The following is a 23,690-nucleotide window of genomic DNA, read 5'->3' on the forward strand; positions in this document are numbered from 1 at the left end:
GTTGCCTATAGCATCATGATCCCGATCTGATTTTATGCTGCTGCAAAGACCTGAATTATAAGACTACAGAGGACTTCACTATGTATGATATATTTGACTTATTCCACCAAACGGAAAACTATTTTGACATAGTTTACAATGACATATTCAAGATGAAAGCCGACGTGCTTGTGTTTTCGGATACGCCTCCTCATCTGAAGATGGAAGGATCGCTTTGCAAGGAGATATACCGCCGCGCAGGTTTGGACAGAAGTGAACTGAAAAAAAACTGGCTCGATCTTCTTAGTGCACAGCAGGACGATCAGTTTTTATTCGTGACCGAAGGGGAAAAACTTGGTTATAAATGGCTGTTTCATATCGATGTCCCGAATTATTATGAAAATATCAGGGGCGAAAACAAACGGCTGGCGAATTGCTATAAGTTTGCTTTACAATGCGCCAGCGAACTGAATGCAGAGTCGATAGTATTTCCTCTGCTGGGTACGGGCAGCAGCAAGTATTCCTTTGATCCCGTGGAAGCTTTCGACATAGTAAGCAGCTATATAAATGATAATGCCGGCCTCGATTTCGATTATATGAACATTACTTTTGCGATAAATGACAGGGCACTGTATGACAAGCTTAAAAGGTTCGAGAAATTCAGAGATATATTTATCTGGGGACGACGGTACGATATAGATTCCGATATATTCAACCTCAGTGGTGATACCGGTCCGGGCATTTACTATCCGTTTCGCAGCAGCGATCTCAGAGAGATCGATAAGAGCAGAATGTTCAGGAATTTTGAAAAAGAAGAGCAGGAAAGAGAACAGAGCTATTTCAGGATATGTCAGGAGATAAAAGATCAGCGCATAAAGTATCTCAAACAGAACCCTCAGAAGACAGACAAGGATTTCTCCATGCAAATGATATCTGACGTCATCATCGATTGGCTGAACACTCCAAAAGAGGATTATTCCGGCGACCATTACGAACGAAAGGACAGAAGCGCCTCAGAGCTGGCTGAAATGATCTGTGCTGTGCCGTCAACGGTAACTACTCTGAGTCTCGGCAAAGGTAAATTTCCCTCCCGTGATCTTCTGATAGCTCTCGCTATCGCAATGAAACTGAACCGTGAGGAACGGGTGAGATTTATCCTCTACCGCAATGAGGACGAGCGCTATCCTCACGGTACAAAGGAAGAGGTCATCGAAGGGATACTTAACGATTATAATGATTTTCCCGACTATGATACAGTCAACCAAAAGCTATATAAAATGACCGGTATGACAATACGAAAGCAGCCGGGCAGGATAACAAAGCAGAAGGACAAGGAAAAAGAGATAGAACATCTCTGAACTAATGCAAAAAGCAATACATTTTACTTAAGTAGAGATGTTTTCTGCATTATCACTTGACTCAGCTCTAAAGCTATCAGACAGCGTCGCACTTGCGGCGCTTTTTTTATGCCAACATTTTGTTTCTAAAGGAAAAACAAAGTCCTCAGATAATATGATATGATGTAATCACAGAAGAAACACACGACTACAAGGAGGCAGAACATGAATAACAGGATCATTCTTTCAGCACCCAGCTATATCCACAAGGGCGCAAACTCAACTTCATCTATCTCGCTGAAGGACGAGCTTTTATCAAAGCGGATAATACTCATAAGCGGCGAGATAAACGACGAAACGGCTGTGAATGCGTTTATGAGCTTTGGCTATCTCACCCAGTCGCCCGAGCCTATCAAAATGGTGATAAACTCGGGCGGCGGAAAGGTAAACTCGGGGCAGGCGATCTACGATTTTATGCAGGGGTGCAAAAACGAGGTGCATACCCTTTGCTTAGGTAATTGTTCGAGCATGGCGGCGGTACTGCTTGCGGCAGGAACTAAGGGGCACAGATATATCCTGCCGCACTCAGAGGTGATGATACATGAGGTGCTCATAGGAAACGGCATAGGCGGCTCGGCGACGAGCATATCAAAGATATCCCAGTCGATCAACGAAACGAGGGATATAATGAACGGTATCCTTGCCAAGCACACTGGCAAAACGATCGAGGAGATAAACGAGGCGACATCGTTTGACAACTTTATGAACGCAGAGCAGGCTGTTGAGTTTGGCATCTGTGACAGGATAATAACGAACATTTTTGAGGAGGTATAAAAATGATGAACAAGATAACACCGGAGGATCTGCAAAGGATATTCGCAGAAACAGAGGAGCTCGGAAACGCAGAGGTCGAGTTTATGATGGGGAAATTCATAGCTGCCGAGGGCTGCGAATACAGCCTTGATGACTATGAAACGAACCTTAACAACAATGTACTGATAGTCGGCGGCTCGGGGACGGGGAAGACAAGGAAAATAGTCACGCCAAACATAAAGCAAGCGGTGGGTTCATACTTTATCTGCGACCCTAAGGGGCAGCTGTACAAGGTGTGGGGCAAGTACCTTGTGGACAAGGGCTACAAGATAAGACTGGTAGATTTCATCCACCCCGATATGTCGGACGGCTACAACCCAATGGATTACCTTAAAATATCGCAGGACATAGCAAAGCTCGCATCGGTGATAACCAACAGCAAGGAATCGGAGGGTACACGCTGCGACCCATACTGGGACAGAATGACGGTACTGCTTTTGTGTGCGATAATCGGCTATATGAAGGAAACGAACAGCAAGGAGATGACCTTCCGTGAGATACTGCGGCTTGTAAGGCTTGGCGAGAGAGAGGACAGCGATGACAAGCGCTCGGAGCTTAGAAAGCTGTTTGACAGCCACAAGAAGAAGCACCCCGATAGCTGGGCGTGTGAAAAGTTTGAGGCGGTAGACACAGCCCCCTACAAGACATATGACACTATCAGGAGTACGCTTGCCGCTAAGTTTTCGCAGTTTGACACCGAGGAGCTGAGGCTTATGATGAAAAAGGGAGGCTTTGACTTTACATCTGTTGCAAGGGAAAAGACAGCGGTATTTGTTACGGTCAGCGACACGGACAGGACAATGGACACACTTGTAAACATTTTCTTCACACAGGCGATGAACGAGCTTTGCAGCTTCGCTGACGATAAGTGCAGCGACGGCAGGCTACCGATACCGGTAAGGTTTATCCTTGATGACTTTGCCACAAACTGCCGCATAGATGAGTTTCCGAGAATGATCTCGTCGATCAGGTCAAGGGCATTATCGGTAATGCTTATGATACAGTCAGAAGCACAGCTAAGGCAGGGGTACGAGCATGATGCACAGACGATAATCTCAAACTGCGACACCTACATCTACTTGGGCGGCAATGACGTACAGACAGCAAAGGTAGTCAGCGAGCGCTGCGACAAGCCGCTTAATGAGGTGCTGTATATGCCGGTTGGACACTGTTGGGTGTTCAGGCGTGGGTCACAGCCTAAGTTTGCAAGGCTTGCTGATCCTGATAAGAAGGACAGGGGCATGGACAAATAAAATAACAGGTCTGCCGGGGACACACCCGGCAGACCCGTAAATATCAGCGTTCGTCTTTGTTTTTTTCTTTTTCGGGCGGATAATACTTCAAGATATCCGTCAGATCGCATTCAAGATAATCACAGATGCGTGTTAGAACATCAAGATCAATGCGTGACATTTTGTTATTGCAGTAGGCATTGAGCTGCGTCTGCTGTAAATTGCAGGCACGGCATATCTTGTATTTCGATACTCCCTTTGATTTTCTGAAATCATCAAGGGTTATAACTATCTTTCCTGACATAAATGTTCCCTCCTTGTATTATATGCAGCTTTATACATATTATACAAAGGCAGGGAACATTTATAAAGATATATTTATGTGCTATGTAGAAATATACATATATTTTTGTCGGTTCAGTTGTTTATTTATCCAGCTTTTGCTATAATAATTAAGAGCATATATATAATATGCATATATATACATATATATAATCATAACGGAGGAATGATCATGTTTTGTAAAAAATGCGGATTCAGGCTTGACGATGATGCAAATTTCTGCCCCAAGTGCGGCACGACCGTGAGTGATGATATTAAAAACCGGGTCTCACAGCAAACAGACACGGCTGAAAAAGAAAACACCTATACATATGAACTTAGCTGTAAAGATATGTTCGACTTTAATGTTCATCTATATAACAACTACATCAGCGGTGAACAGGAAATGTTTGATATCTTAGTTAATATTATAGATTCTATTCTCAAAGCAGCCACATCAGAAATTATTCCTGAAATGGAATATAAAAAGTTTAAAAGCGGATTAAATCATGGCTTTGAGACTATCACCAATCTGATCAACTGTATCATAGATGCGCAGCATACTTTAGTCAGATGTTTGGGTTCAGGCTCTGTACTTGATAATGAATTAAATGATTTATGGGCAGGGTATTTTGAATGCATAGACACTATCAAGAATAGTTTCTTCTCACTTTATGATAGAGCTAAATATCAAGTTATTGATTATGATAGTGCTGAAAGCTTTAAGATCGAATATAGAGCAGCAATTCAAAAAAGAGAAATGCTGCAAAACATCGCCTCAGACAAATCAGGAAAGCTGTTCAGCCTAATTCTGACAGATTCATTTGACGCATTGCGTTACAGCGTTGAGCAAATGAAGCTTGCTGCTCGTCTTGAAAACCAAACCCCCGAAGTGTAATGATAGAAGGATGATAAAATGATTTGTACAAAATGTAGATTTATAACTGATGATGACAGTGTATTCTGCCCCAGATGCGGTGAGAAAATGGCATATTCGGCAGAGGGCCGCGAGGCTGTCGCAAGGCTTTTCAAAAGCTTTAATAATACAGTTCCTGAAAACGGGATAAAGCTCGCGGCGGACGTATCTTCACCTCAAAGCAAAACCGCAGATAATGGCAGTCGATCGGATCATACAAGCATTGCCGGACTACCCCCGATCAGTACCAATGCGTATGTCAAGGATCCGAATAAGATAAAGCACAACAGCGAGTCTGAAAAGCGTATAGCATCCGGTAACACACTTGATATTATAAAGGCACTTACAGGAAAGATTATAAAGTCTGTAAAAGATGACACAGACCGGATCAGTGATGTATATAAAGATGCGGCTGAGCAAAAGCTATCCCGTTCAATAAGAAAATCTATCAGAGCTGACCATGCTCATACTCAAAAAGAGATAACGGCATATAAAAACGCTCTCAGGCAGCTGGAACAGCGGCTTGCTGAATTTAAAGGACAGAATACTTTATTTTCGCAGAACTTAGATAAGCTTTGGAACAAGCTTGATGAGCTTATGGCTTCATATGACAGCAAGGTCAATGATCTGCTTGAATACTCCAAGCGCGGTTCATTAGGCAGCAGCGAAAGCGCTTACGGAATGCAGTTTGTGAGCGAATGGAAAACTGATATAGATTCGATCATCAGCCAAATAAGGCTATCAGAGATCAAAATGGCAGATATGCTGCTCAGCTGCGATTATGATACTACTCTGTTTCTTAAATCACTGAAAAACACAAACGCAGCTGAGTTAAAAAAGTATCAAAAGAGCGTAATAAAGAGTTATAATTCATCAAGATTCAACGCAGCAAATATAAAGTGTATGCTTTTGGTAATAGCAGGTTTGGTGTTATCCTATTATTTCTTTAAAACAATAAAAAGAGATACAAGCATAGAAGTGCATATTATAGGCAGTATATTACTGGGCAGCTGGGCACTTGGTTTTTATCATATCTATCATTTTGAAAGTTTTAACGATTCAATAAATTTTTCTCTTTCCTTAATCAAAGAAACTTGGTATTTTATAATCTTTCCGCCAATTTGGGGAATAATGTGCTTTGGAGGTTTATTTTCAGTAATGTGCTGTACTATTTTCGGATTTTTCACAGGACCTATATATATGGTGCTTGACCCTATCCGTTTTCTTTTAGGAAAGCAATGCATCAGTCAGGATCAATAAAAACATCGTTATTTATGCCAAAAGGCTAAAATATTAAAACAAAGGAGCAAATGAAAATGAAAAACACAAAAATATTAACAGCAGCGCTTGCAACTATGCTTATTCTTGCAGGCTGCGGTGACGCCTCGGACAAGGAGAAAACGGTTGAAAGCGGATCGTCTGTGACAACTACCACTACAGCATCAGATACCGAGAGCGAGATCACAACACAAATAGTTGATGAAAGCTCTGAAGAGGATACTACAGAGGACTTCCAAATAGACAAGATACCCGTCACCATATCCGACTCTGAATACAGCGAACACAACTATACCTGCAATCTGGGGCTCGTTTCAGAAGGCGGAGGAGGAGGAAAAGGGTTTTCTTACGATATAGAGGCTCCCGGTTTTTATGACCTGCCGCTCTCAAACCTACTGAGCGGTAATCAGTTTGAATTGACAGACGTAGAAAAGATGTCGTATAACGATCCTTCAAACGGTTTCATATTTAACGGAACTCCTTATATAACTTTTAAGTACAAAGATGAAAAGAACGGTGATCTTACGCCTGTTCCCAGTGACAAAGCTACAGCGGTCTATGTTGAAACTGCTGTTAATGAAGAGGGAGAGGAGATCGTTACAGGCTATGCTTACAGCATTGAGCACGCTTATCTGAAACACCCCGTAAAATTTGCAAATATAAGAGACAAAGAGGGTGATCACCAAATACAGTCCTTTATTCTCGGGGACAGCAAGGAAAAAGTCGAAGAACTCATCGGCAAGGGGTATGAATACAAAAGCTTTGCCTTTTACAGCACCGAAGAGGGTGAAGGCGAGAATATGATGAAAACATATACCATTATCGAATACGGCGAAGATGATACTGTACAAAAAGTAATTATCCTTGCAAGAGATCTTATGGATCGATAAAAAAAACTCCTACCGAGACTAAGACTGGATCTTTGGAGGAAATGTGGTGAGATACGAACACTACAACGGCGACGAGCTCGACGCCTATGAAACATACGAATACACCTATTGGAACTGATTTATGCGGCTATACACCTGATATACCAATCAAAAGGAGATATAACTATGAACATTGAAATCAAAAACAAAATTGCAAATCTTAGTGTACCGGAGTTTGTGAACAATTACTTTTACTTTGAGAATCTTGCTTATAACGGTATGCTGTATGCGGGAGTTCTTGAGGAATATAACGGCTATAAGAGCGTTATAAAAAACGTTGATGACGCCGTAATGTTCCTCGAAAACAACACCTGTGCGAATTTCGATATGACAACGTTTGAATTCAACGGCGGAAAGACCGTTGCCGAATACGAAAAGGCAAAGGAGATGTACTCTGCTCTTACCTGTGACGGCAACAGGGAGTTCAGAGAATTCCTTGACGCAGAGGCTATGCCCGATATGCAGGCAATTGATATAGGCAATAATAAAACCCTCTATCTGCCCGATTATGAGAGTGACAGAGAACTAATGCAGACTATTATAGAGGGTAAGGGCAACGAGTATCTGCTTGCTGTACGCAACGAGGATACACTCCCCTCTCTTGATAATTATTCTATGAAAGATATTCTCAAAGCGGCGGATGAGGCAAAGGAGATCATGATAAACCTTGAAGTTAAAAACCCGAGAATGCCTGTTATCGGCTTTCTTCCCAATGAGAAGATATATATTATCGAACAGAAAGAGATAGATGAGGTAGAAAAGAGAATAATCAAGGAGCAGGAATCCATATAAGAAAAGGATCACCGATAAAAGCTAAGAAATAGAGTAAAGGTTATAAAAGCGATCAAATAACCGAAAGGCAGTGATAATATGAGTTTATTCAGAAGAAAGCCCAAAGAGACAAAACCGACGTATGATGAACTCATCAAGACTTCGATTATGCCACCCTATGAATATGTTCCGGAAGACCATCTGTGGGCATTTCTTGAAACATATAATATTGAACTGACCAGAGTAAAGAACGGTGAATACACCGTTACTCTTGCTGACGGTCAGTCTGTTGAGGTATCTAATACAACTGAAATGGTACAGGCTATGAAACCTGTTATTGATGAAAAAGTGTTGAAAATGATAAATATGTACTCAAACAAAGATGTCACATTGGAAAAGTGTCTTATAGACAGAATGGCTCTTTACGGCAGAAGTGCATTGTTCCATAGTGAGGAAGACGCTAAGTTATATGATGCTATATATGACAAAGGCTTACATTTCTACGAGTTTGCAGACCTGTTCGTAAACAAAGCAAATGGCATCAATCTTGATGAATTCTATCAGAGCAAATACGAAGTTCCTTCTTTGTTTGAGGAACTAAATGTTCTTGAAAACGATGAGGTCTTCTGCCTGTACAATTTCAACAGCAATCCCGATGAGATGGTCGAGTTCTACGCTCATAAGGGCGAGGACTTAGAGGGTAAGCCAGTTACCGAGTATTCACTCTCCCTTAATCATACATATCACAGATTTCCAGAGGATAAGTGGAGATTTTGTATGGTGGGGAGTATCGACGGTGTAAGCATTGAGAATGTTGAAGCCGAACTGGAACACTTAAAGGACGACCAGACGTTTGTGAAAAACCCTTATTACAAAGTGGATTTCAACGGCAGGTATCCTATTTCGGAACTCAAGGAATGGATAAAGACCTGCAACTATGAGAAGGCTATGAAAGAAACAGCCAAAAAGATGATAAAGGGATTTGGCAAATAAAAAGTCCTTGCAGTGGGGGGAGTTTCAGAATATTCGCCGTTGTCACCAAGCTTATACAGAACCGTTCTTTCCTTTGCAACCGGAAGTGTAGAAAGAAGGTTTTTTGGATTTCCGTCATATTTAAGGTTGCTTTTTGTATGCATTATCCAAATGTCTTTCTCTTTGAATAATATACAAAACCCCTGTCCCGTTTTATTTCCGTATATCCCAGTTTTGTATAAAAGGAATTTGTTCTTATATTCCAGTCGGGTGTGTCCAGGGTGATCTCTTTTAACCCGGTAAACATTGATTCTATTTGCTGCATCAAAAAAGATCCGTAACCCTTACGGAAATGCTCCGGCGCAACAAAGATCCTGCCGATGTTCAGTACGTTTCCCTGCAAAAACAGGATCGCTCCGCCGACGATCAGTCCTTCTTCTGTCAGTTTATACAGATGTCCTTGTCTTGCCATCTGCGTATGAAATGAGACCGACATATACCCGGGCGGACCTTCTGCCGTCGCTCCGCCTACGAAAACATCACTGTCAAATGCACGCTTGGAAATACCGGTCAGTGTCAATGCATCTGATGTATCTGCTTTTAATAACTGCAAACTCATAAACCGCACCTCACTTATACACTATATAATCTGTATTCCATCTGGACGTCAAACGGTTCCTCTGCCGCCAGTTCCTCATTGATCTCCTCCGCAGGCGTACAGCCAAGTGTCCGGTATGCCGGATGATCTGCATATTCTCTTCCAAAGCCCAGTCGATAGCCTGATTGATTCGATCAATGATCTTTCTGTAATTCTTAGGCAACACCGCACGACCCCTGTGCATCAGTATGCGCAACCTCAACTGGCGTTGAGGCACAGATTTTCGTCAGATTGCCTGAATTCGACGCAGGCTTGCAAGCGAAGTTCACTTCGCTTTACGCAACGTCAAGGAGAATTTGGGTAATATGACTGATAAGCAGGTCGTCAAGCAGGCTTGACACGGCAGATGATGTGCAGAGGCGTTAGCCGCGGGTCGTGCGGTGTTGCCCTTAGTTATGTCATTTTGAATGTCAATGACGACGAGTGCTTTATTATTCATTTCTATCACTCCCATAAGTTTTGATAAAATGCCGGCTGAACTCTTTGATTTGTGAAATAGCCTCAGCCGTTTTTTCAGGTTCACGGTCACATAAATGAATCAGATCAGAGATCGGCGCAGTATAGGCAAACGCAAGCATTTTTGGGTCATCGTTCCTCAGCAAGCCTTTGTTCATCATGCCGTCAAAAATATATGTGAACATCTCTGTCAACCCCGTCAGAAAGTGCTTTGTTGCAAGCTGTCTTGCACGTTCATCACGGTACTGCTCAATAGACAGCAGCTTTCTTGTCATCACAACACGCTCATCATGCACGGTAAAATCCACCATTCGCATAGTCATCTCCACCAGCCCGTCAAGCGAATCCGGCACGGGCGGCAGATTTTCCGCCGAGCCGAAACATCGGTTGTAATAAGCGATCATCTCGTCCAGCAGAGTATTCCAGATATCCTCCTTGCTCTTAAAATGCTTGTACATCGACGATTTCACAAGCCCCAGCGAGGCAGTCAGCTCACGGATATTCGTACCGTCATATCCCTTCTGCGAAAACTGTCTGAGAGCTTCATCAAGTATTCTTTCCTTTGTATCCTTTGCCATAATTTCCTCCGATTATAAAGAGTGACCTATCGTTCACTTGCTATCTATATTATAGCGAAAGGTCAGTCACTTGTCAAGAGCTGGTTTTACTTTGCTCAAAAGCCGATACCACATCTGTTTTCCGAAATCATGCTATTGCCGTTTTGGAAAACAGATGTTTTTTATCCCTCCCCTATTGACACCTCCCCTCACTGTATGATATAATATCCATAACGATATATAACAATATAGATATATTCACAGAAAGGGCTGATAAAATGGCTGACACACGCAAATTTGCTATCTATAGCCGTAAATCAAAGTTCACCGGCAAGGGCGAGAGCATCGAGAACCAGATAGAGATGTGTACCCGTGAGCTGAAAGCGACCTACCACATCACCGATGATGATATCGTGGTGTTTGAGGACGAGGGCTATTCGGGCGGCAACACAAACCGTCCGCAGTTTCAGGAAATGATAAAGCGCTGTCACGAGGGCGAATTCAGGCTCGTCATATGCTACAGGCTTGACAGGATAAGCCGTAACACCGCCGACTTTGTAAAGACCTACGAAGAGCTTAAAGCAAACAACGTCAGCTTTCGCTCGGTGAGCGACAATATCGACGATACCTCGCCTATGGGCAAGGCGATGATGATGATATCGTCGGTGTTTGCACAGCTTGAACGTGATATTATAACCGAGCGCATAACTGACAATATGCGTGAGCTTGCAAAAACAGGCCGCTGGCTCGGCGGCAATCCGCCTACGGGTTATGAAAGTGTCGGCACAGTCGGCAGCGTGACAGTTGACGGCAAGATACACAAAGCGCAGATGCTCAGACAAAAGCCTGAGGAGATAGAGATAGTAAAGACTATTTATGACAAGTTCCTTGAGCTGCGCTCTATCACAAAGGTAGAAACTTATCTTTTAAACAGCGGTGTAAAGACCAAGACGGGCATCAACTTCTCACGCTTTGCGATAAAGACGATACTTCAAAACCCCGTGTATCTTATAAACGACAGCGATGCATATGCATATTTCAAAGAGAACGATATGCAGGTCTACGCCGACGAGAGCGACTTTGACGGCAAAAACGGCGTGCTTGCTTACAACAAGACCTTGCAGATAACAGGCAAGTCGATAAAGCAAAAAGACAGGTCGGAATGGATAATAGCTGTCGGCAAGCACAAGAGCGTTATTCCCGGCAGCAAGTGGGCAGAGGCGCAGCACTTACTGGGACTCAACAAAAGCAAATCCTACCGCAGGCAAAGAAGCAACGAGGCGCTGCTTTCGGGGCTGCTTTTCTGCGCTGACTGCGGCAGCTATATGCGCCCCAAGCTATCGAGCCGAGTAAACAAAAGAGGCGAGCGTGTTTATGACTACCTCTGCGAGATGAAGGAAAAAAGCCACGGCAAGCAGTGCAACATGAAGCGCATAAACGGCAACGACCTTGACGAGCAGGTGATTGATGAGATAAAAAAGCTGGGCGCTGACTCCTCCGAGCTTATGAAGCTGCTGTGCTCATCGAGAAAAGACCTGACCGAGAGCTTTACAGATTTTCAGAGCGAGATAGACAAGCGCCTTGCCCTTAAAAAGAAGACCGAGGGCGAGTGTGCGAACTTAGTCAACGCCCTGACCCTTGCAGGCGAGTCGGGTGCGGCTGATGATATCATCAAAAAGCTCAACTCACTCCACGAGCAGATAGACAGGCTCGATATGGAGATAGCTGAATACTCCCGCCTGATAGACAACGGCAAGATAACCGACGAGAGCTTTCAGAGCCTTGCCGAAATGCTCACCAGCTTTGCTGACAACATCGACGGGCTGAATGTTATGCAAAAGCGTGACCTGATCCGCTGCTTTGTAAGCCGTGTCGAATGGGACGGCGAGAACGTACACATATACATTTTAAGCAGCGACAAAGCTCCCTTGACCAAAAAGCCGCTTAGCACGGGTAGCAAATGAGATACTCATGCACTTTCGCTCGGGCAGGAAAAGTGCGAACGACATACACTTTTCCGAGCCGATAGACTCTGACCGTGACGAGGGCGGCCTGACGCTTATGGACATGATAGCCGACGATGAGAACATCATCGACACCGTAGAGCTGCGGCTGTCATCGCAAAGGCTTTATGAGTGCATCGAGAGCGCACTCTCAGGCAGGGAGAGGGAAATCATCATCCTGCGATACGGGCTTGCAGGCAAGCCGCCGCTGACCCAGCGTGAGGTCGCCAAAAAGCTCGACATCTCACGCTCCTATGTCTCACGGATAGAGAAAAAAGCCCTCGGCCTGCTGAAGGAAGCCTTTGATGAAAAATAGCATAAAAAGGACACGCCACATAATTTGTGCCGTGTCCTGATTTTTATGCTATTTTACCTTGACTTTCTTGACAGCCGAATATCCGCTGCAGAACTTGGTCTTGCCTACCGTCTTGTAAGTGCGCACCTTGACGTAATATGTCTTGCCCTTTGTGAGCTTAGATATAGTCTTTGATGTACCCTTGACATTCACGCTCTTTGTGGTCTTCTTGGTAAACTTAGAAGAAGTCGAGTAGGTCACCTGATAACCTGTAACATTTGCCACCTTGCTGTATGTGACTTTGAGCTGTCTGGTCTTGGGCGATTTGGCAGATTTTAGTGTCGTCTTCTGCGGGAATATCTTGAAGGTAGTCTTGACTGTGCCCGTGTATGCGCCCTTGCCGGTTATCGTGACTGTTGCAGTACCTATAGCCTTGTTGTTCTTGTAAGAAACGGTGTAGTCAGTGCCGGCTATAAGGGTATTTGAGCCGAGCTTTACGACAGGCTTCTGAGTTATTGCCTTGCCGGTGTAATACTTGTTCTTAACGCTGCTTACCTTGGCTTTGGCTATGCTTGTGCGGACAAGCTTTTTGGTGTAGGTGTCCTTGTAGCTCTTGCCGCACTCGGAGCATTTGTGCAGGGTGTAGCCCTGGGCATTGTAGGTGGGCTTTACTACCTCGGCGGTGTACTTGTGCTCGCCTGTTGCAGGAATCTTTTCGGTGTACTTGATGCCGCATTTGCAGGTGTATGTCGTAACACCCTCTGCCGAGCAGGTGGGCTTCTTTGTCACCTTTGATGTATACTCGTGGGTGTGTTCGGAGAAAGCCTTGTCCATCCATTTAAGACGGTCATCGACCCACCTGAGAGTATTCTCGGCATTGTCTGTGCCGTAGGCCTGCGTTTTGTTTATATCTTCCTTGTACTGTGCCAAAACTGCTCTTTCCTCGGCAACTGCTGCCTTGACGTTAGCACTCTCAGCTATCCACTTTTTTGTACAAAGGCTGCGGAACCATTCCTGCTTTGCCAAAAGGATGAACCAGGGGTTTGAACGGTCGCCATACTGTTTTGCAAAGCTCTTTTCGCAGAATGCGCCTGCCCAGTAGCGTGATGTGCTGTCGTTGTATGCCCAGTTGAAGTCCCACGGAGAGGTGAATTGCAGCTTGGGAACTTTGCTGTCCTTTGAGAAATCAACACACATATAGAAGCTGCCCTCGCCGCAGTCGTAGTCGTGAACTATCTCATAAAGCAGATACATATCGACAACTGACTCTATATCGAGAACTGCACAGATAGCTTCCTCGGCGCTCTTGTAGTTTGAAGGCACAAGGTTATTGTCCTTGTCAAGCGCTAAGAACTCATTCTTCTCGGTCGCCCTGTAGATAAGCTCAAAAACATTGTTTAAGTACTTATCTATGTAATCGACCTGGTCTATAGAATATATGTCGTTTTTGATGCTGTATTCAGCCGGCACGAACTGCCTCTCCGTTGCCCTAAGGTCGGTAACTGTAGCGCCCTCGTAATCCATGCAGATATAAGGGTCGCTGTCAGATGTTGCGTAGTTGTCAAGCTCAAGATAATAGCCTATGTCAGTGCCTGTATAGTCCTTTTCAGGCTCTGTAACATCGACTCTGTTTTTATCGACCTGCGACTGCTCGCACAGAAGGTATGTGCCCTGCAGCTTGTCGTTTACATAAAGGTGAACATACTCGCAGTCGGACACGAATGCCGTATCATCGAATATCTCACCAGCCATTCTGAACGCAACGGAGTTTGCGCAGATATTCCAGTCGGTCTTCAGCAGCACCCAGCTTTTGCATTTTGCACCGTCGTTGAGTCCGAGCATATTCTGCTTCTTGTCAAACTTTATGCGGTAAGGAACAGGGTTTTTCTTTATCTGCTCAACATTGCCGTAATAAGCCGAGGAGTTTCCTCTTACCTTTATCCCGGCGGAAACTTCGTTAAGATCGTATTTCTCATCAGCCCCGAACACATCGACAACGCAGTCGGTGTATTCTTCTTTGGAGAGTATCATTTCGCTGTTGTTTTTGGTGGTTATGCTGACTACAGGCAGCTGTGTCTTTGCGTCAACGTCCTTCTCAAACGCCGTCTTTGCAGAAGCATCGACCCCGAGCGACTCGTAGTCATGTGCAGACACATCGGCGATGCTCAGCATACTCACCGACAAAGCCGCCGCACAGGCTGCTGCACTTATTCTATTAAATAGCTTCATAGGTTTCCTCCTTTTATATTATAATTGTGTGTTCATTATAACACATTTTTGATACTTCCGCAAGACAGATAATTGTCCAAATAATGATATGGCGTATTGTAGAAAACAGACAAATACCAAAGCGCCCGACTAAGAGCGCTCCGGCCTGTGTATAGCTTTTCCGTCCTTGTCGGTGATGTCCTCATCTATCACCATATGTCAACGCCGCTTATTTGCTTTGCAAGCTCGGCAGGATAATACGAGTGAACAAGCCCTATCACCACATCGCAGCCCTTTTCTCTTAGCTCGGCGGCTGCCTTGTTTGCGTATGCGGCAGGATTGCAAGTATCACCGCAGAAATGCCTGATATGAGCGGTTTGTATGCTTTAAGGCAACACCGCACGAAGATTGTGCGCAAATTGCACAGTCAGCTTTTTCGTCAGATCGCACAGGTTTTCCGAAGGAATACTACCGTATTTCAAGGAAAAAATGTGTAATATGACGGAAAAGATGCAAGTAAGTTGCGTACAAAGCCTTCAGGCGGTCTTTGTGCGGTGTTGCCTTAACATATATGCGAAGACTTTACCTTCTCACTCCACATCGAGCGCCACTTCTCTGTCGGGTGCAGGAAACTCCTTATCAAGCATTGTCAGCTCATCTTCGGTGAGCTGGATATCTGCTGCCTGAGCGTTTTCTGTGGTGTGCTGTTGCGATGAGCTTTTTGGGATAGCGATAGTGTTTCCGTCACGGACAGCCCACGCAAGCATTATCTGCTGCACTGTGGCGCTGTGAGCTGATGCTATCTGCCGAAGCACCGCATTATCAGTGATGCCACGCCTTAAGCTGCCGTTTATCGCAAGGGGGCAGTAGGCCATGAAAGCTATCCCCCGGCCTTTGAGATACGGCTTAAGGCTGTATTCCGTGCCTCGTGAGCCGATGTGGTAGAGATCCTGAACGGCGGTGCAGTTATTGCCGGAGCTGAGCGCTTCAAGCTCCTGCATATCGGCCGTGTTGAAATTCGACACGCCCCACTCACGGATAAGGCCGCTTATCTTTAGCTCCTGCAAGCACTCCACCGTCTCACGCAGAGGTATCCCCCCTCGCCAGTGGTAGAGATAGAGGTCTAAATAGTCTGTCTTCAGGCGCTTCAAGCTCTCCTCGCATGAGCGGCGCATATTCCTGCGGCCGGCGTTTTGCGGCAGGACTTTCGACACGATAAACAGCCCTTCACGGCCGTAGGGGGTTATCGCTTCGCCCACCGCCGACTCGCTCCTGCCGTCGCCGTACATCTCCGCCGTGTCGATAAGCGTCATGCCGTGCTCGATGCCTGTTCTGAGGGCTTGTATCTCCTGCTCTCTTTTGTCAGCACGGTCGCCTATCTTCCACGTTCCCTGCCCTATCGCAGGCACGCTGATGCCGCTTTTGAGTTTGACTTTTTTCATCACTTTACCTTGACTTTCTTGACTGCCGAATAGCCGCTGTAGAACTTTGTCTTGCCGACTGTCTTATAGCTGCGGACTTTGACGTAGTAGGTCTTGCCCTTTGTCAGCTTAGATATCGTCTTGGAAGTGCCCTTGACGTTTACAGACTTTGTTGCTGCCTTTGTAAACTTAGCACTTGTCGAGTATGTCACCTGATAGCCTGTCACGCCTGCGACCTTGCTGTAGGTGACTTTGAGCTGCTTTGTCTTAGGCGACTTGGCGGTTTTAAGGGTGGTCTTTTTCGGGAGAATCTTGAATGTCTTGCTGACTGTGCCCTTATATGCGCCCTTGCCGGTTATGGAGACAGTCGCAGTACCTACGGCCTTGTTGTTCTTGTAGGTTACGGTGTAGTCTGTGCCGGCTTTAAGGGTCTTGCCGCCGGCTTTAACGACAGGCTTCTGAGTTATGGCCTTGCCGGTGTAGGTCTTGTTGGAAAGACCGGAGACTGTGGCTTTTGCTATGCTTGTGCGTGTCAGCTTTGCGGTGTAGGTGTCCTTGTAGCTGTCACCGCAGGAGCAGGTGTGGAGGGTGTAGCCCTGGGCGTCGTAGGTGGGCTTTATGACCTTTTTGGTATAGGAGTGGGTGTGGGCGGGCTTGACTAAAAGCTCATATTTGATGTTTTTTTCTTTGGCGTATTTTTCGGCAGCAGTGCCGCTGTTGCATTTTATGGTAACTACATCGCAGCCATTGAATGCATCATCGCCGATGCTTGTGACGCTGTTTGGTATGGTTACACTTTTAAGTCCTGGGCAACCCAAAAACGCAGAACCACCGATACTTTTAACGCCGTCAGGCAGTACAACGCTTGTGATGCTTCCGCACATAAATGCATGATGCCAGATACTTGTAACACCGCTCGGAATCGTTATACTCGATTTTCCAATCGGACAGAAAATCAATACAGTTTTATTCTTATTATACAATACATCATCGACGGAGGAATATGCCGTATTATCAGCATCAACACTTATTCTTTTAAGATTTTTGCAGTTGGAAAAAGCATCTTCTCCGATACTTGTCAAGCTTTTAGGGATCGATATTTCCATAATATTGTCACAGCTATGAAACGCTCCACATCCAATGCTTTTAACGCTGTCAGGCAAAGCTATCGCTTTAAGGCTTGTACAAGCATGGAATGCCAACTCTCCAATGCTTGTAATACTGTCCGGCAATGTAACAGATGTCATTTTTTTGCAATAGTAAAAAGCATTATCACCAATGCTTGTTACGCCGTTTGGTATATTCAATCTTTGCTTTGCGCCCGGGCAAGTGATCAATTCGGTTTTATTCTTATTAAATAATACTCCGTCATATGATGAAAAAGCTTTGTTGTTTTCATCAACAGTTATACTCCTAAGGTTTTGGCAGATAAATGCACACACACCAATACTTGTAACGCTGTTGGGAATGGTTATGCTTGTAAGGCTATCACAGCCATAAAACGCAAGATTTCCAATGCTTATAACGCTGTTGGGAATGGTTATACTTGTAAGGCTTTCGCAGTAAGAAAATGCACCCTTACCAATGCTTGTAACGCTGTTGGGAATGGTTATGCTTGTAAGGCTTTTGCAGCCACAAAACGCATAATCACCAATGCTTGTAACGCTGTTGGGAATGGTTATGCTTGTAAGGCTTTCGCAGAGATAAAACGCATCTTCGCCAATATTTGTAACGCTGTTGGGAATGGTTATGCTTTTAAGGCTTTCGCAGACATAAAACGCAAAATCGCCAATGCTTGTGACCTTTTTGCCGTCAATAGTTGAAGGAATAGTTACTTCAGCATCACTGCCTTTATACTCGCTTATCTCTACCGTACCGTCATCAAGCACAGTATACTCATAATCTCCATAGGTAACAGCACTCGCCAAAATATCCGAGCCAAGCGACACCGCCCCCTCCGGCAATACCGCCGCAGTACCGAAAACCATGCACAGTGCAAGGACTGATGATAATATCTTCTTAAGCATACAAAACACTCCTTTGATACAATAAATCTGTTTATATTATAACATATTTACAATATTTCCGCAAGCTCGAATATCTACAAATTGACAGAAAAATGATTGTATAATTCCCACAACCCCCCATTCTCCCCCTCCTCTTTGTCTGTTATCTACAATTTTGCCAGGGGATTTTTGGATAAATGAGCCTTGCAGCTTGCTGTTAAATATGGTATAATGAATGCAAAGCATTCATTATAATTTATCTTTATGCCCTTGCAGATACGCAGATCAAAGATCTGCTCCCTGCAAATCGGGCAATTATACCATATGCGCTTTGCTTATATGGTATAATGAATGCGATGCATTCATTATATTCTATCTTTATGCCCTTGCAGATACGCAGATCAAAGATCTGCTCCCTGCAAATCGGGCAATTATACCATATGCGCTTTGCTTATATGGTATAATAAAATTGTATTATTTAATAAAAAAGGAAGTGTTATCATGCTTAAGAAAATTCTCTCGTCTGCCCTTGCGCTGTGTATGGTCTTCGGCACGGCGGCGGCTCTGCCCGAGGGGAGCGTGTCTGTCGGCTCGCTGATATCGGCAAATGCGAAGACATATAATGAGTACGAATACCAGGTGCTCGCTGACGGCACTGTCGAGATAACAAAATACAACGGCAGCCAGTCGCAGGTACAGATACCTTCAAAGATAGACGGCAAAAAGGTCACATCGCTCGGTGAAAATGCGTTTATACATGATTTTTATTCAATGGACGCAGTTGACCTGACTAAGGTCATCATTCCCGAGGGTGTGAAAAAGATAGGAAGATACTGCTTTTGGTCGCAGTGGTATCTGAGCGATATCTCTATCCCCTCAACTGTCGAGCAGATAGATGCTTTTGCATTCAGCTCTACAGCATGGATGTCCAATAAGACATCAGCGTCTTCTGACCCTGTGATAGTAAACAATATCCTTATCGAAGCTATGAACTGCTCCGGCACGCTGGATATACCATACGGTGTCAAAGCCATTGCAGCCTGTGCATTATCGTCTGAGGATTCTGCCATTACAAAGGTAAACATTCCAAGCACTGTTACCTATATCCACGATAAGGGTCTGGTAGGCACATCGTCGCTCAGAGCGATAACCGTTGACAGGAACAACCCTTCGTATGAGAGCGTAGACGGTGTGCTTTACACAAAGGGCGCTAAAAAACTCATCGCCTGCCCTGCGGCTGTCACCGAGCTGACTGTTCCCGATACTGTAACAAGTATAGGCTCGCGGGCTTTCACAGACTGCCGTGGCATAACGCTCCACTGCAAGAGCGGTTCTGCCGCTGTGCAGTACGCAAAGAGCAACGGCATCAGCTATGACCTCTATGACCTCAGAGATGTCTCGGCACTTGATATCAAGCTCAGCCAGACATCGTATACATACGACGGCAAGGCAAAGACCCCCACGCTGACTATCAAAAACGGCAGCATGGCACTTAAGTCCGGCACCGACTACACCGCTGTGTACAAGAACAACACCAACGAAGGCACGGCATCTGTGACAGTTACCGGCAAGGGCAAATACTCCGGCACGGCAACAAAGAGCTTTAAGATAAGCAGGATAAGCCTTTCCAAGGCCGCTGTGACAGGCATCAAAAACAAATCCTACACCGGCAAGGCTATCAAGCAGTCACCTGTTGTCAAACTTAACGGCAAGACCTTAAAGAGCGGCACAGACTACACTGTGACCTACAAAAACAACAAGGCCGTAGGCACTGCAACTCTCACGATAACCGGCAAGGGCAGCTACAAGGGCAGCATAAAAAAGACATTCAAGATATCCAAGGCATCTGTTGCAAAAGCCAAGGTAACAGGCATCAGCAAGAGATACAAATACACCGGCAAGGCAATAAAGCCTGCTGTAAAAAAAGTCACTGTAGGCGGTGTGACGCTCAAAAAGGGCAGAGACTACACAGTGACCTATAAGAACAACAAAAAGACAGGCACAGCCACAGTCATCATAACCGGCAAGGGCAACTACAAAGGCACGATAAAGAAGACCTTCAAGATACTCTCGGCGCAGGACTACAAGATGTGGCAATACACCAAGCAGGTGGTCACGCTCGTAAACAAGGAGCGCACATCACGAGGTCTTAAGGCGCTCAAGCTCAACGAAACGCTGTACAGCAAGGCCATGATACGCTCAAAGGAGATAGTACAGCTGTTCTCACACGCACGCCCGAACGGAACGATGTGCTTTACAGTGCTTGACGATATAGCTTACTACACCTGTGGTGAAAACATCGCAGGCGGCCAGCGCACACCAAAGGAAGTAGTGTCTGCCTGGATGAACTCCACCGGCCACAGAGAAAACATTCTCAATCCGAGCTATACTGACATCGGCGTAGGGCTCGTTTACAAAGCAAACTCGACATACGGCTATTACTGGACGCAGATATTCATGGGATAGACCGTAGTCGTCAAAGGCAACCGGATATAATAATATCGCCCGGAAGTTTTCTTAAAACGCTTCCGGGCATTTTAGGCAACACCGCTGGGCCATTGTACGTCAGACACGCAGTCAAATTTTTCGTCAGATTGGCTAAATTTGCCGCAGGAATACTAACGTATATTCCGTATACTAAAGTATGCGGAGGTGAATTTGGGTAATATGACGGAAAATTTGCAAGTGGATGGCGTGCAAAGGTATCCGCCGGTGGCCCGGCGGTGTTGCCTTTATTGTTTTTAGCTGAATAATACTCCCCACACCGGGCATAATAATATCAAGATGCAGGCGGCTTATGACATTCTCCGCCTATGCATTTCCTCCTCATATATTTTATTACAGAAAAAGGGGCTGTACAAATTAATGTACAGCCTCCTTTTTCGTGTTCAGTAGAATATCGTCCTGTGGGTCTTTGCAAATTCCTTTGCTTCGGCGTTTAAGTCGGCAAGCAGCTGCTCGTAGCCCTCGGGCGAGAACTCGTGGTGGAGCACCTTTTCATACTCCTCCTCGGTCACGTTGTCGATGCTCTTTTTGCCGAACCATATTATCGTGTAGAGCTCGGGCGGCTCGTCTTTTTTCTTCGGGTATATCTTGTAGTTGAACTCTCTGTAGATGCTGCCCGTCCATATGTTGCCGAAGTCGAAATACGCAAATGTCGGCATATCGAAAAGTCCGTGCATCATAAGGCTTTTTCCTCCTTAACCGTAAAGTGCGAGTGCGTTTTTAAGGGCGGCGTTCTCTATGCTGTCATCAAGCTCGCTTAAGTCATTAACACCGTGAGCCTTAAGCGCTGTTAGCAGAATGCTGTCGCAGAAGACCGGGTTTTTCGGCAGAAGCGGCCCGTGACCGTATGTCGCAAATACATTTTTGTAGCGTGCGCCCTCGCCGCCGTCCTCACCGTTGTTGCCAAAGCCCTTTATCACCCTGCCAAGCGGCTCTACTCCCTTGCCGAGGTAGGTCTTGCCGCTGTGGTTCTCAAATGCTGCAACAGGCGATGCGCCGTTGAGCTCAGTAGAATAAACGATGTTTCCTATCATTCGTGGGCTCGATGCCTTGGTGTAGAAATCGACTGCGCCCAAAAACTTTATATTCTCGCCCTTGTCGGTAATGTAGTAGTTGCCGAGCATCTGATATCCGCCGCAGATAGCGAGCACAGTCGTGTCATTCTCTATCTGCTCGGTAAGCCAGCCGGCCTTGTACTTGAATAAGTCCTCTGTGAGTATGCCCTGCTCAAAATCCTGGCCGCCGCCTATGAAGATGATGTCGTATTTCACGTTTCTGTCAAATTCGCCGAATGAAAGGTCGGTAACATCTACTTCAAAGCCACGCCATTCGAGCCTCTTTCTCATCGAGACAACGTTGCCCGTGTCGCCGTAGAGATTGAGCACATCGTGATAAAGGTGGCATATTTTTATTCTATCCATTTTTTTGCCCTCTTTTATTTGCTATCTTGCGTACTTCTTAAGCTCTACTACCTCGCCGAGCTTGTCCCTGAATGCGAGCATGACTGTGTACGAGAGCACCATGTAGGTGTGCCTGCCGGTGCCTTTCAGCGTCTGGATAAGCGTTCTGTAATCCTTGTCGAGCTGGAATTTCGAGGTGTCGAAGCCTGCGTATTTGAGCCTTACCTCAAGGTCCTCGCCACGCTTGCCGGTGAAGTAATATGTCTGTTTTTCTGTACTTATTTCCTTTATGCGTTCGCTGAGCTTTTCAAACTCAACGTCCCATATCCACGAAACGTCAGTGCCGTCAGCCGAGTTGTCGTTAAGGCCGAAAAGTATATCGTCCTCCCCCGTACAGTGTGCTGTCAGGAAGGATATGACTTCGTTGAAGCCGGCAGGGTTTTTGACAAGTATCATCTCAACGCCCTTGTCAGTGAGCGGTATATGCTCCATTCTGCCGAAAGGTGTCGTGAGCTTGCTCATAGATGAGATAACCGTCTTGTCATCGAGCCCTATCGTTTTGCCTATCGCTGCCGCTGCAAGGCCGTTATATAGATTATACGCCCCGGGGAGGGTAATTTTTGCATCATAGCTGCTGCCGTCTATCGACATGACCACTTCAGCCGATGCTGCCTTGAATTCCTTTACTTGCTCTATAGCAACAAATGGCTTTTCCCTGTGGTAGCCGCAGTTCTCGCAGTAGAAATCGCCGAGGTGGCCGAAGGTGTGGCTGCGGTATTTATACTTGGTCTTGCACTTTATGCAGTAAACGGCATCTGAGATATCTGTCGAGCTTGTGTTGTCAAAGCTCGTGTTGACACCAAAGAATGTCACGTCCTTGTGCTCTGTCGTCTCGGCAAGAGAAGATGTCAGCGAGCAGTCGGCATTGAGCACGAGCGAGGTCTGAGGAACATTCGCAAGCCCCTGCTTGATAAGGTCAAGGGTCGTGAGCACCTCGCCGTAGCGGTCGAGCTGGTCACGGAAGACATTCGTCACCACGACTGTGACATCGAGCTTACCGAAGCTCCTTGTTATATGGCGAAGGCTCGCCTCATCGCATTCGAGCACGGCATAGTCACGCTTCACCTTACCAGTGAGCGACGCAGCATTCATAAAGCAGCTGACAACACCATTTAACATATTAGCGCCGGCCTCGTTTGAAAGGCAGGTATAGCCGTTTGCCGTGAGTATATCGGTTATGGCATGGCAGGTGGTCGTCTTGCCGTTTGTGCCGGTAACGCATATCACCTTGATATCCTTAGCAAGTGCGCCGAGGACGTTCGGGCAGAGCTTAAGTGTCACCACCCCGGGGAGAGACGTGCCGCCTCTGCCCATTATATGAAGCATTTTAGCGGTGAACTTTCCGCACATCACCGCAAACGCCGAGCGTATTCCCATTATCATTCCCTCCGCTTATTTAGTTAACAGTTTACAGTTAACAGTTAATAGTTAAGGTGTCCGCCTTCGGCGGACGATATGTCCATTCAGACTCTTGCCCGAACGTTTTGATTTTATATTAGCGATATTGCCGCCC

20 protein-coding genes are annotated in these 23,690 nt (G+C 45.6%); 11 read left to right on the top strand and 9 right to left on the bottom strand.

Going from position 1 to position 23,690, the window contains the following annotated elements; all coding sequences use genetic code 11:
* Nucleotides 1–80: 80 nt before the first annotated feature.
* From CD05_RS0110950 to CD05_RS0110960, 3 genes are all read left to right on the top strand, one after another.
* A complete protein-coding gene (locus tag CD05_RS0110950) occupies nt 81–1,337 on the top strand; it encodes a macro domain-containing protein (protein ID WP_028510529.1) in 1,257 nt (418 codons plus the stop codon).
* A gap of 204 nt (nt 1,338–1,541) precedes the next feature.
* Nucleotides 1,542–2,150, top strand: coding sequence for an ATP-dependent Clp protease proteolytic subunit (locus tag CD05_RS0110955; protein WP_028510530.1), 609 nt, complete (start codon nt 1,542–1,544; stop codon nt 2,148–2,150).
* 2 nt (nt 2,151–2,152) lie between these two features.
* Nucleotides 2,153–3,442, top strand: coding sequence for a VirD4-like conjugal transfer protein, CD1115 family (locus tag CD05_RS0110960; protein ID WP_028510531.1), 1,290 nt, complete (start codon nt 2,153–2,155; stop codon nt 3,440–3,442).
* Nucleotides 3,443–3,485: 43 nt separating this feature from the next.
* Here CD05_RS0110960 and CD05_RS0110965 read toward each other — a convergent pair whose 3' ends face one another.
* Nucleotides 3,486–3,725: a helix-turn-helix transcriptional regulator gene (locus CD05_RS0110965; protein WP_037322956.1), complete on the bottom strand. Its 240-nt coding sequence runs from the start codon at nt 3,723–3,725 to the stop codon at nt 3,486–3,488.
* A gap of 210 nt (nt 3,726–3,935) precedes the next feature.
* Here CD05_RS0110965 and CD05_RS0110970 point away from each other — a divergent pair, with 210 nt between their 5' ends.
* The 5 genes from CD05_RS0110970 to CD05_RS0110990 all read left to right on the top strand — a co-directional run bounded on the left by CD05_RS0110970 (nt 3,936) and on the right by CD05_RS0110990 (nt 8,629).
* Nucleotides 3,936–4,640: a zinc ribbon domain-containing protein gene (locus tag CD05_RS0110970; RefSeq protein WP_028510533.1), complete on the top strand. Its 705-nt coding sequence runs from the start codon at nt 3,936–3,938 to the stop codon at nt 4,638–4,640.
* Between the two features lie 87 nt (nt 4,641–4,727).
* Nucleotides 4,728–5,918 carry a hypothetical protein gene (locus CD05_RS0110975; protein WP_156947455.1) on the top strand — a complete coding sequence of 397 codons (1,191 nt, stop codon included), beginning with the start codon at nt 4,728–4,730 and terminating at the stop codon, nt 5,916–5,918.
* A 56-nt stretch (nt 5,919–5,974) separates the two neighbouring features.
* Complete coding sequence (locus tag CD05_RS0110980) at nt 5,975–6,826, top strand: hypothetical protein (RefSeq protein ID WP_028510535.1); 852 nt, start codon at nt 5,975–5,977, stop codon at nt 6,824–6,826.
* Between the two features lie 165 nt (nt 6,827–6,991).
* Complete coding sequence (locus CD05_RS0110985; protein ID WP_028510536.1) at nt 6,992–7,657, top strand: hypothetical protein; 666 nt, start codon at nt 6,992–6,994, stop codon at nt 7,655–7,657.
* A 78-nt stretch (nt 7,658–7,735) separates the two neighbouring features.
* Nucleotides 7,736–8,629 (top strand): hypothetical protein, encoded by an 894-nt coding sequence (locus tag CD05_RS0110990; RefSeq protein WP_028510537.1) that lies wholly within the window; start codon nt 7,736–7,738, stop codon nt 8,627–8,629.
* 142 nt (nt 8,630–8,771) lie between these two features.
* Here CD05_RS0110990 and CD05_RS0110995 read toward each other — a convergent pair whose 3' ends face one another.
* Together CD05_RS0110995 and CD05_RS0111000 are read right to left on the bottom strand one after the other, a co-directional pair.
* The gene (locus CD05_RS0110995; protein ID WP_037322958.1) at nt 8,772–9,227 is read right to left on the bottom strand and encodes a GNAT family N-acetyltransferase; all 456 of its coding nucleotides are present in this window, start codon (nt 9,225–9,227) and stop codon (nt 8,772–8,774) included.
* A gap of 470 nt (nt 9,228–9,697) precedes the next feature.
* A complete protein-coding gene (locus CD05_RS0111000; protein WP_028510539.1) occupies nt 9,698–10,300 on the bottom strand; it encodes a TetR/AcrR family transcriptional regulator in 603 nt (200 codons plus the stop codon).
* A 257-nt stretch (nt 10,301–10,557) separates the two neighbouring features.
* Between CD05_RS0111000 and CD05_RS18390 the strand changes: the two genes are divergently transcribed.
* Together CD05_RS18390 and CD05_RS18395 are read left to right on the top strand one after the other, a co-directional pair.
* Nucleotides 10,558–12,243, top strand: a complete 1,686-nt coding sequence (locus CD05_RS18390) for a recombinase family protein (protein WP_037322960.1) — start codon at nt 10,558–10,560, stop codon at nt 12,241–12,243.
* A 7-nt stretch (nt 12,244–12,250) separates the two neighbouring features.
* On the top strand, nt 12,251–12,598 hold the full coding sequence (locus CD05_RS18395) for a sigma-70 family RNA polymerase sigma factor (protein WP_051588956.1): 348 nt from the start codon (nt 12,251–12,253) through the stop codon (nt 12,596–12,598).
* Nucleotides 12,599–12,646: 48 nt separating this feature from the next.
* Here the strand turns inward: CD05_RS18395 and CD05_RS0111015 are convergent, their stop codons facing one another.
* The 3 genes from CD05_RS0111015 to CD05_RS19835 all read right to left on the bottom strand — a co-directional run bounded on the left by CD05_RS0111015 (nt 12,647) and on the right by CD05_RS19835 (nt 18,233).
* Nucleotides 12,647–14,806, bottom strand: a complete 2,160-nt coding sequence (locus CD05_RS0111015) for a CotH kinase family protein (RefSeq protein ID WP_028510540.1) — start codon at nt 14,804–14,806, stop codon at nt 12,647–12,649.
* Nucleotides 14,807–15,375: 569 nt separating this feature from the next.
* Nucleotides 15,376–16,227 (bottom strand): aldo/keto reductase, encoded by an 852-nt coding sequence (locus CD05_RS0111020; RefSeq protein ID WP_028510541.1) that lies wholly within the window; start codon nt 16,225–16,227, stop codon nt 15,376–15,378.
* Nucleotides 16,227–18,233 (bottom strand): leucine-rich repeat domain-containing protein, encoded by a 2,007-nt coding sequence (locus CD05_RS19835; RefSeq protein WP_051588957.1) that lies wholly within the window; start codon nt 18,231–18,233, stop codon nt 16,227–16,229. The genes CD05_RS0111020 and CD05_RS19835 overlap by 1 nt, the downstream gene beginning before the upstream one ends.
* A 480-nt stretch (nt 18,234–18,713) precedes the next feature.
* On the opposite strand from CD05_RS19835, the gene CD05_RS19840 reads away from it, so the two are divergent.
* Entirely contained in the window at nt 18,714–20,678 is a 1,965-nt protein-coding gene (locus tag CD05_RS19840; protein WP_051588958.1) for a CAP domain-containing protein, read from the top strand.
* A gap of 422 nt (nt 20,679–21,100) precedes the next feature.
* Here the strand turns inward: CD05_RS19840 and CD05_RS0111035 are convergent, their stop codons facing one another.
* From CD05_RS0111035 to CD05_RS0111045, 3 genes are read right to left on the bottom strand one after another with little or no spacing between them, the layout of a single operon-like run.
* Nucleotides 21,101–21,397 (bottom strand): hypothetical protein, encoded by a 297-nt coding sequence (locus CD05_RS0111035; protein ID WP_028510542.1) that lies wholly within the window; start codon nt 21,395–21,397, stop codon nt 21,101–21,103.
* A gap of 15 nt (nt 21,398–21,412) precedes the next feature.
* On the bottom strand, nt 21,413–22,138 hold the full coding sequence (locus tag CD05_RS0111040) for a glutamine amidotransferase (RefSeq protein WP_028510543.1): 726 nt from the start codon (nt 22,136–22,138) through the stop codon (nt 21,413–21,415).
* A 21-nt stretch (nt 22,139–22,159) separates the two neighbouring features.
* Nucleotides 22,160–23,554 carry a MurT ligase domain-containing protein gene (locus CD05_RS0111045; protein ID WP_028510544.1) on the bottom strand — a complete coding sequence of 465 codons (1,395 nt, stop codon included), beginning with the start codon at nt 23,552–23,554 and terminating at the stop codon, nt 22,160–22,162.
* Nucleotides 23,555–23,690 lie beyond the last annotated feature (136 nt).

It is taken from the genome of Ruminococcus sp. NK3A76 (assembly GCF_000686125.1).
Taxonomy (GTDB): domain Bacteria; phylum Bacillota; class Clostridia; order Oscillospirales; family Ruminococcaceae; genus NK3A76.